The organism is Pseudomonas sp. 18.1.10 (assembly GCF_024655625.1).
GTDB lineage: Bacteria > Pseudomonadota > Gammaproteobacteria > Pseudomonadales > Pseudomonadaceae > Aquipseudomonas.
This window is the reverse complement of record NZ_JANLGL010000251.1, coordinates 1-7246: the sequence shown is the minus strand read 5'-3', so window position 1 is coordinate 7246 and position 7246 is coordinate 1. Positions and strand designations below refer to the sequence as shown.

Below are 7246 nucleotides of genomic sequence, written 5' to 3'. Positions count from 1 at the left end.
CTGACACACCGTATTCGCGAGCAAGCCCGCTCCCACACAAGCCCGCTCCCACATTGGTTCTGCGTTAGCGGTTGGGTTGCGGGGTCAGGCGCAGGTACGGCTTCACCGCACGATACCCCTTCGGAAAGCGCTTCTTGATCTCGTCCTCATCCTTGAGCGACGGCACGATCACCACCTCATCACCGTCCTGCCAGTTGGCCGGCGTGGCGACTTTGTAGTTGTCGGTCAGCTGCAACGAGTCGATGACCCGCAGGATTTCATGGAAGTTACGCCCGGTACTCGCCGGGTAGGTAATGGTCAGGCGAATCTTCTTGTTCGGATCGATCACGAACAGCGAGCGCACGGTGAGGGTGTCACTGGCGTTCGGGTGGATCAGGTCGTAGAGGTCCGACACTTTGCGATCGGCATCGGCCAGGATCGGGAAGTTGACGACCGTGTTCTGGGTTTCGTTGATGTCTTCGATCCACTTGTGGTGCGAATCCACCGGGTCGACGGACAGGGCGATGGCCTTGACGCCACGCTTGGCGAACTCGTCCTTGAGCTTGGCGGTAAAGCCCAGCTCGGTGGTGCACACCGGGGTGAAATCCGCCGGATGGGAAAACAACACGCCCCAGCTATCGCCCAGCCATTCGTGGAAACGAATCTTGCCGGCGCTGGAATCCTGTTCAAAGTCGGGGGCGATGTCGCCCAGTCTTAGGCTCATGGTGTGGCTCCTGGTGAGTGCTTATGGAGCCTACTGTGCATGGGTTGCAGATTATTTAAAAAGAATAAATATCGATTTATCTAGACGATAAAGGAATATTAAAAATCTGTTCATTGGACGCCACAACGGGCGAGGAGCACCATCCGCTCCAAGGTTCGAGAAGGCCTTGAGACGCTGTACAAAGAGGGGTTCAGGAAGGGCTTGCGGGGGTTTGGCCCGACTTGAAAATGCAAGACACCTTGCCCGGCGTTGCGCCGGGCAAGGTTTACAGTCTTACAGCAGTGGCAGCGAGTAGCTGACGATCAGGCGGTTTTCGTCCTGATTGCGCTGACCAGCGATGTCGTTGCGCCACATGGCGTTTTTCCAGGCTACACCGACGTTCTTGAACGGGCCTTCTGGTACGACGTAGGCAACAGTGATGTCACGTTCCCACTCGTTCGCGCCATTGGAGTTCACAGTCCGTTGCGGTGTTGTAGCGCCGACGGCACCACGGGTGTCGATGTTGTCGCCACGCAGGTAAACCACACCAGCGGTCAAGCCAGGTACGCCAACCTTGGCGAAGTCGAACGCGTAGCGAGCTTGCCAGGTACGTTCGCCAGCACGGGCAAACTTGGAGATCTGCGAGTCAGTGGTCAGGTAAGCCGACGAACCGTCGCCTTGGTTCAACCATGGGAAGTCGCTGTCGCCGTTGCTGACCTGATAACCACCACCGAAGGTGTGACCCGCCACCGAGTACAGGACCAAGCCGCTGTACAGGTTGTTGTCGACTTTACCTTTGGTGATGTTATTACCGGCGGCGTTAGTACCGTAGTCACCGCTGGTGTAGTAGTTCGCGTCGTTGCTGTTGTTACCATCTGCGCGGCTGTTGAAGTAGCGCAGGTCGGTTTTCAACACGCCAGGACCGATTGCCCAGTTGTGCAGCAAGCCCAGGAAGTGTTGTTTGTAGAACTGGTCAAGATTGCCGTAGTAGTACTGGGCAGTCAGGTCCTTGGTGATCTTGTAGTCACCACCGGCGTAGTAAAACTTGTTGCTATCGCGGCCAGAGGCGGTACGACCGTTGGCACCAGCGATGGACAAGTTCTCGTTGTTGCTGGAGTTACGACCCTTGGCTTTTTCGATCTGACCGGCAACCAGTGTCAGGTCCTTGATGTCGCCAGAAGTGATCTGGCCGCCCTGGAAGGTTTGCGGCAGCAGACGACCGTCGTTGGTCACGATAACCGGCAGTTTAGGCTGCAGGGTGCCCAGTTTCAGCTCGGTCTGGGAGATCTTGGCTTTGGCAGTCAGGCCCAGGCTGGAGTAGTTATCAACTGCTTCGCCATTGGACTTGCTCGGGAAAACCGTGCCGCCGTAGGAACCGTAGTTGGTAGCAGTCTTGCCACTGGCGCCGTTGGTGCCGCCGCCCGAATCCAGACGCACGCCCAGCAGGCCGATAGCATCAAGACCGAAGCCCACGGTGCCTTGGGTGTAGCCGGAAGTGAAACGCAGGTCGAAAGCCTGGCCCCATTCTTCTTGCTTGTTCTGCGCGCCGGCCGCTTTGGTAGCGTCGTCACGGTTGTCAGTGTTGATGTAGAAGTTACGCAGGCCCAGTGTGGCCTTGCTGTCTTCGATGAAACCGGCAGCGCCTGCTTGCTGGGCGATTGCGCCCAAAGCTACAGCCAAAGCCAAGGTGGACTTATTCATGTACCGCTCCTCTCATTTCTAATTTTTGTATTTCTTTGGTCTCGGGTCTGACGCCCTCGATCCACAGATGCGCGATTAGCACCGGATAGTGACTGACAAGTCAATCGTAACCTTGTGTGTCTACTACCTTCGTCTAACAGCAGTTAGATTTGGTCCCTGCAGGGTAATGAGTTTTTCATACACCCAAAAAGAATTGTTTCATTCTTTTTCATACGATTTGGGAATAAGCCGTTTCATGGCACGAACGGTCAGGGTAGACGCCCCGTTCCATAAGCTAATTCCTAAAGGGTATTTGTTAGCACTTTTTTAGATCGCTTAGTGTGGCCGTAAGGGTTCATACGTCACCCACGATCAAAAAGGCGACGCCATCATGGCCAAACGCGCATCCTCCCGTCAATTTGTTACAGTTTTTGTATCGCATATATTTTCTTTTGCTATCCAGGTCGCTGATTAGACGATCGGGTATCAAACCGGCATCGCCTTCACCCAATCTACCCATCGTCGCGTTTAACTTATCGGCGTAGATCAATACTTCTGAAGCATGGGTGGTGTGTAACGGCAGCCACATTGCCGCACCCCGGATGCCCAGGCGCAGCAAACCGTTGCCAGCTTTAAAGCCTGCACGGCGAAGGTGATGAGGGAAATGTGGGAGCTGGCTTGCCTGCTCCCACAGAAGCCAAGCCCGGGTTTGGTCAGAGGGCCTTTTCGAAGATCTTCGAATTGCGCTGGTAGTTGTACAGCGACGCCCGCGCCGACGGCAGGCGGTCTACGCTGCTCGGCACAAAACCCCGCTCACGGAACCAGTGCGCGGTGCGTGTCGTCAGCACGAACAAGGTCTTCAAGCCCTGCGCCCGCGCGCGGGTCTCGATGCGCTCCAGCAATACATCGCCGCGTGCGCCGTGGCGGTATTCCGGGTTCACCGCCAGGCACGCCAGCTCGCCCGCGTCCGAATCGGCGATCTGATACAGCGCCGCACAGGCGATAATCATGCCTTCGCGCTCGACCACGCTGAACTGTTCGATCTCCCGCTCCAGCACTTCCCGCGAACGGCGCACCAGAATGCCCTGCTCTTCCAGCGGGCTGATCAAATCCAGCAAGCCGCCGACGTCTTCAATCGCCGCTTCGCGCACCTGCTCGAATTGCTCCTGGGCAACCAGCGTACCGCCGCCATCGCGGGTGAAGAGCTCGGTGAGCAGCGCGCCATCTTCGGCGTAGCTGACGATATGGCTGCGCCCTACCCCGCCACGGCACGCTTCGGCGGCGGCATCGAGCAGTTCGGCCTGGTAGTTGTTGCCCAGGCGTTGCAGGTGCGCCGGCACTTGTTGCGGGCGCAACTCACGCACCAGGCGACCGTTTTCGTCGATAAGGCCCTTGTCCGCGCCAAACAGCAGCAGCTTGTCGGCGCCCAGGTCGATGGCGGCGCGGGTGGCGACATCTTCGCAGGCCAGGTTGAAGATTTCACCGGTGGGCGAATAACCCAGCGGCGACAGCAGCACGATGGAGCGCTCGTCCAGCAGGCGGCCGATGCCCTTGCGGTCAACCCGGCGCACTTCGCCGGTGTGGTGGTAGTCCACGCCTTCCAGCACGCCGATCGGTCGCGCGGTCACCAGGTTGCCGCTGGCCACCCGCAGGCGCGAGCCCTGCATCGGCGACGAGGCCATGTCCATCGACAGGCGCGCCTCAATGGCGATCCGCAGGTGGCCGACCGCGTCGATCACACACTCCAGCGTTGCCGCATCGGTGATGCGCAGGCCTTCGTGGTAAGCCGGGGTCAGGCCACGGGCTTCAAGACGGGTTTCGATTTGCGGGCGCGAACCGTGCACCAGTACCAGCCGCACGCCCAGACTGTGGAGCAGCACCAGGTCGTGGACGATATTGCCGAAGTTGGGATGTTCCACGCCGTCGCCGGGCAACATGACCACAAAGGTGCAGTCGCGGTGGGCGTTGATGTAAGGAGACGCGTGACGAAGCCAATTAACGTAGTCGGGCATAACACCTGGGCCTGTAATAAAAAGCAGCCGAAAAAGGATCAATCATGAAAGCGCACAGCGGGCTGATGGTTATCGTCGGAACAGGCTTGGCGACACGCTCACTCTCCTCAATATGGACGAACAGACGGGGGTTAATTTATGCGGGTTTCAGGCAGTAATGTTCGATCAGTTCCCGCAATAGACGCACTGTAGGCGTCAAGCGTGACATTTCGAGGTACTCGCCCGGCTGGTGGGCGCAGGCGATATCGCCAGGGCCAAGCACCAGGGTTTCACAACCAAGGCGCTGAAGATAAGGCGCTTCGGTGCCGAACGCTACTGCTTCGGCACGATGACCGGTCAAACGTTCCGCAACCCGCACCAGTTCGGCGTCTTCAGGCTGTTCGAACGGCGGCACTTCGGGGAACAGCGGCGCGTAGTCGATCTGCACCTGATGGCGCTCGGCCAGGGGTTCAAGCTTCTGGCGGATGGCGGCGCGCAGCACCTCGGGGTCCATGCCCGGCAGCGGGCGCAGGTCGAACTCCAGGGAGCACTGGCCGCAGATGCGGTTGGGATTGTCGCCACCATGGATGCAGCCGAAGTTCATCGTCGGTTGCGGCACGCTGAATTGCGGGTTGCGGTACTGGCCTTGCCACACCTGGCGCAAGCCGCGCAGTTCGCTGATGGCATCGTGCATGGCTTCGAGGGCGCTGTGGCCCAGGCTCGGGTCCGACGAATGGCCGCTGCGGCCGAGGATGTCGATGCGCTCCATCATCACGCCCTTGTGCAGGCGAATCGGCTTGAGGCCCGTGGGCTCACCGATCACCGCCGCACGGCCCAGCGGGCGCCCGGCTTCGGCCAGCGCGCGGGCGCCGGACATGGAGCTTTCTTCATCGCAAGTGGCGAGGATCAGCAACGGTTGCTTGAACGGCTGATCCAGCAGCGGCAGCACGGCTTCAATCGCCAGCGCGAAAAAGCCCTTCATGTCGCAACTGCCGAGTCCTACCCAGCGACCGTCAACTTCCGTGAGTTTGAGAGGATCGGTCTTCCACAGCGCCGCATCATAGGGAACGGTATCGCTATGCCCCGCCAGCACCAGGCCGCCGGGGCCGCTGCCAAAGCTGGCGAGCAGGTTGAACTTGCCGGGGCTGACCTGCTGGATGTCGATGGCGAAACCCAGGTCCCCCAGCCAACTGGCGAGCAAATCGATCACCGGGCGGTTGGTCTGGTCGAGAGACGCCTGGGTGCAACTGACCGACGGCGCGGCAATCAACGCGGCGAACTGCTCTTTCATAGACGGTAATGGCATGCGCGGTCTCTCAACTTCCCGGATGAAGCCCACTATAGAGCCATCTGCACGACACAATAAACCGTTGCGGCGCGTTGCCGGGCTCAGTCCTGTACACTGCACGGCCTTGGCAGCCACTCTTTTTCCCGGCTGCGCTCCCGATCCTGGATTTTCCGGCCATGCAGAAAGAAACCGAAATCAAGCTCCGCGTCAGCCGCGAAACCCTCGCCGCGCTGCGTGAGCACCCGCTACTGAAAAAACGCAACAAAAGTGGCTGGGAACGCCGTGAGTTGATGAACCAGTATTTCGACACCCCCGAGCGCGACCTGGCCCAGGCCAAAGTCGCCCTGCGCCTGCGCAAGGACGGTGACGAGATCATCCAGACCCTCAAGACCCGTGGCCAGAGCGTCGCCGGCTTGTCGGAACGCAACGAGTACAACTGGGACCTGGCCAAAGCCAAGCTGGACGTGAAGAAACTCGACGGCGAATGCTGGCCCGAGCAACTGGCCGAGCTGGATAAAAAGACCCTCAAGCCGATCTTCACCACCGACTTCGTGCGTGAACGCGCCGAAATCGCCTGGGGCCGTGGCAAGGCCAAGGTGGTGATCGAAGCCGCCCTGGACCTGGGCCACGTGGTCGTCGGCAAGCAGAAAGAAGAAATCTGCGAGCTGGAACTGGAACTGCGCGAAGGTGAACCGGCCGCCCTGCTGGAACTGGCCGCCGAACTGGCCGCGACCCTGGCGCTGATGCCGTGCGACATCAGCAAGGCCGAGCGCGGCTACCGTCTGTATGACGCCAGCAGCTACTCCCTGAGCCTGCCGGCGCCGCAGATCCACGCGGAAATGCCGCTGGACGACGCCTTCGCCGCGATCATGTGGCACCTGCTCGGCAGCAGCCAGCGCCTGGCCGAGCAATACCGTTTCAATGGCCACTGGCGCCTGCTGCAAGACTGGGTCGAGAACCTCGGCGAACTGCGCGCCCTGATCGGCAGCCTTGGCCAGGCCGCACCGCGTCAATCCACCAGCGAACTGCGCAGCGCACTGGATGCCCTGCTGGAAGACTGGCGCCCGCTGGTACAAGCCGGTGATGACGACGAAGACATCCGCAAAGCCGCCCCCGAGCAATTCGTTGAAGAATTGGACGACGTGCGCTGGGGCCTGTTCTCACTGAACACCTCGCGCTGGCTGCTGGCCCGCACCTGGACCGCCGAGCGCAACGTGCGCGGCAACCGCCAGGGCGCGGCGCAAATCACCAACTGGCTGCCGCGCCTGCTGGCCGACGACGCCGTCGCCCTGCAACTGCCGCGCTACCAGCAACAGCCGGAAGACCTCGCCGAGCAATTGCCGCGCATCGAACGCATCCAGGCGTGGCTGCACCATGCTCGCCACGTAGTGGATATCCCGGAAATGGACCGTTTGTACGGCGAGCTGAACAAGCTGGCGCAACTGGCCAACCAGCCGATCACCGATGAGTCGCTGGATGCGCGCATGCATCAGGCGATTGCGGTGTATCAGAACCGGGCTTGGAAGACTCTGCTGCGTCTGTAATCCAAATGTGGGAGCGGGCTTGTGTGGGAGCGGGCTTGCTCGCGAAAGCGGTGTACCAGTC

General features: G+C 60.2%; 6 protein-coding genes. 1 reads left to right on the top strand and 5 read right to left on the bottom strand.

Annotated elements, in window-relative coordinates; genetic code table 11:
* Positions 1–64: 64 nt before the first annotated feature.
* From NUV89_RS26000 to argE, 5 genes are all read right to left on the bottom strand, one after another.
* Positions 65–703 carry a peroxiredoxin gene (locus tag NUV89_RS26000; RefSeq protein WP_207040415.1) on the bottom strand — a complete coding sequence of 213 codons (639 nt, stop codon included), beginning with the start codon at positions 701–703 and terminating at the stop codon, positions 65–67.
* Between the two features lie 273 nt (positions 704–976).
* The gene (locus NUV89_RS25995) at positions 977–2383 is read right to left on the bottom strand and encodes an OprD family porin (protein WP_257783572.1); all 1407 of its coding nucleotides are present in this window, start codon (positions 2381–2383) and stop codon (positions 977–979) included.
* Positions 2384–2717: 334 nt separating this feature from the next.
* Positions 2718–2951 (bottom strand): hypothetical protein, encoded by a 234-nt coding sequence (locus NUV89_RS25990; RefSeq protein ID WP_257783571.1) that lies wholly within the window; start codon positions 2949–2951, stop codon positions 2718–2720.
* 124 nt (positions 2952–3075) lie between these two features.
* On the bottom strand, positions 3076–4374 hold the full coding sequence (argA, locus tag NUV89_RS25985; protein WP_026137088.1) for an amino-acid N-acetyltransferase: 1299 nt from the start codon (positions 4372–4374) through the stop codon (positions 3076–3078).
* Between the two features lie 136 nt (positions 4375–4510).
* Positions 4511–5659, bottom strand: a complete 1149-nt coding sequence (gene argE, locus NUV89_RS25980) for an acetylornithine deacetylase (RefSeq protein WP_026137089.1) — start codon at positions 5657–5659, stop codon at positions 4511–4513.
* A 158-nt stretch (positions 5660–5817) separates the two neighbouring features.
* Here argE and NUV89_RS25975 point away from each other — a divergent pair, with 158 nt between their 5' ends.
* Positions 5818–7185: an inorganic triphosphatase gene (locus tag NUV89_RS25975; protein ID WP_017739053.1), complete on the top strand. Its 1368-nt coding sequence runs from the start codon at positions 5818–5820 to the stop codon at positions 7183–7185.
* The last annotated feature ends 61 nt before the right edge of the window (positions 7186–7246 follow it).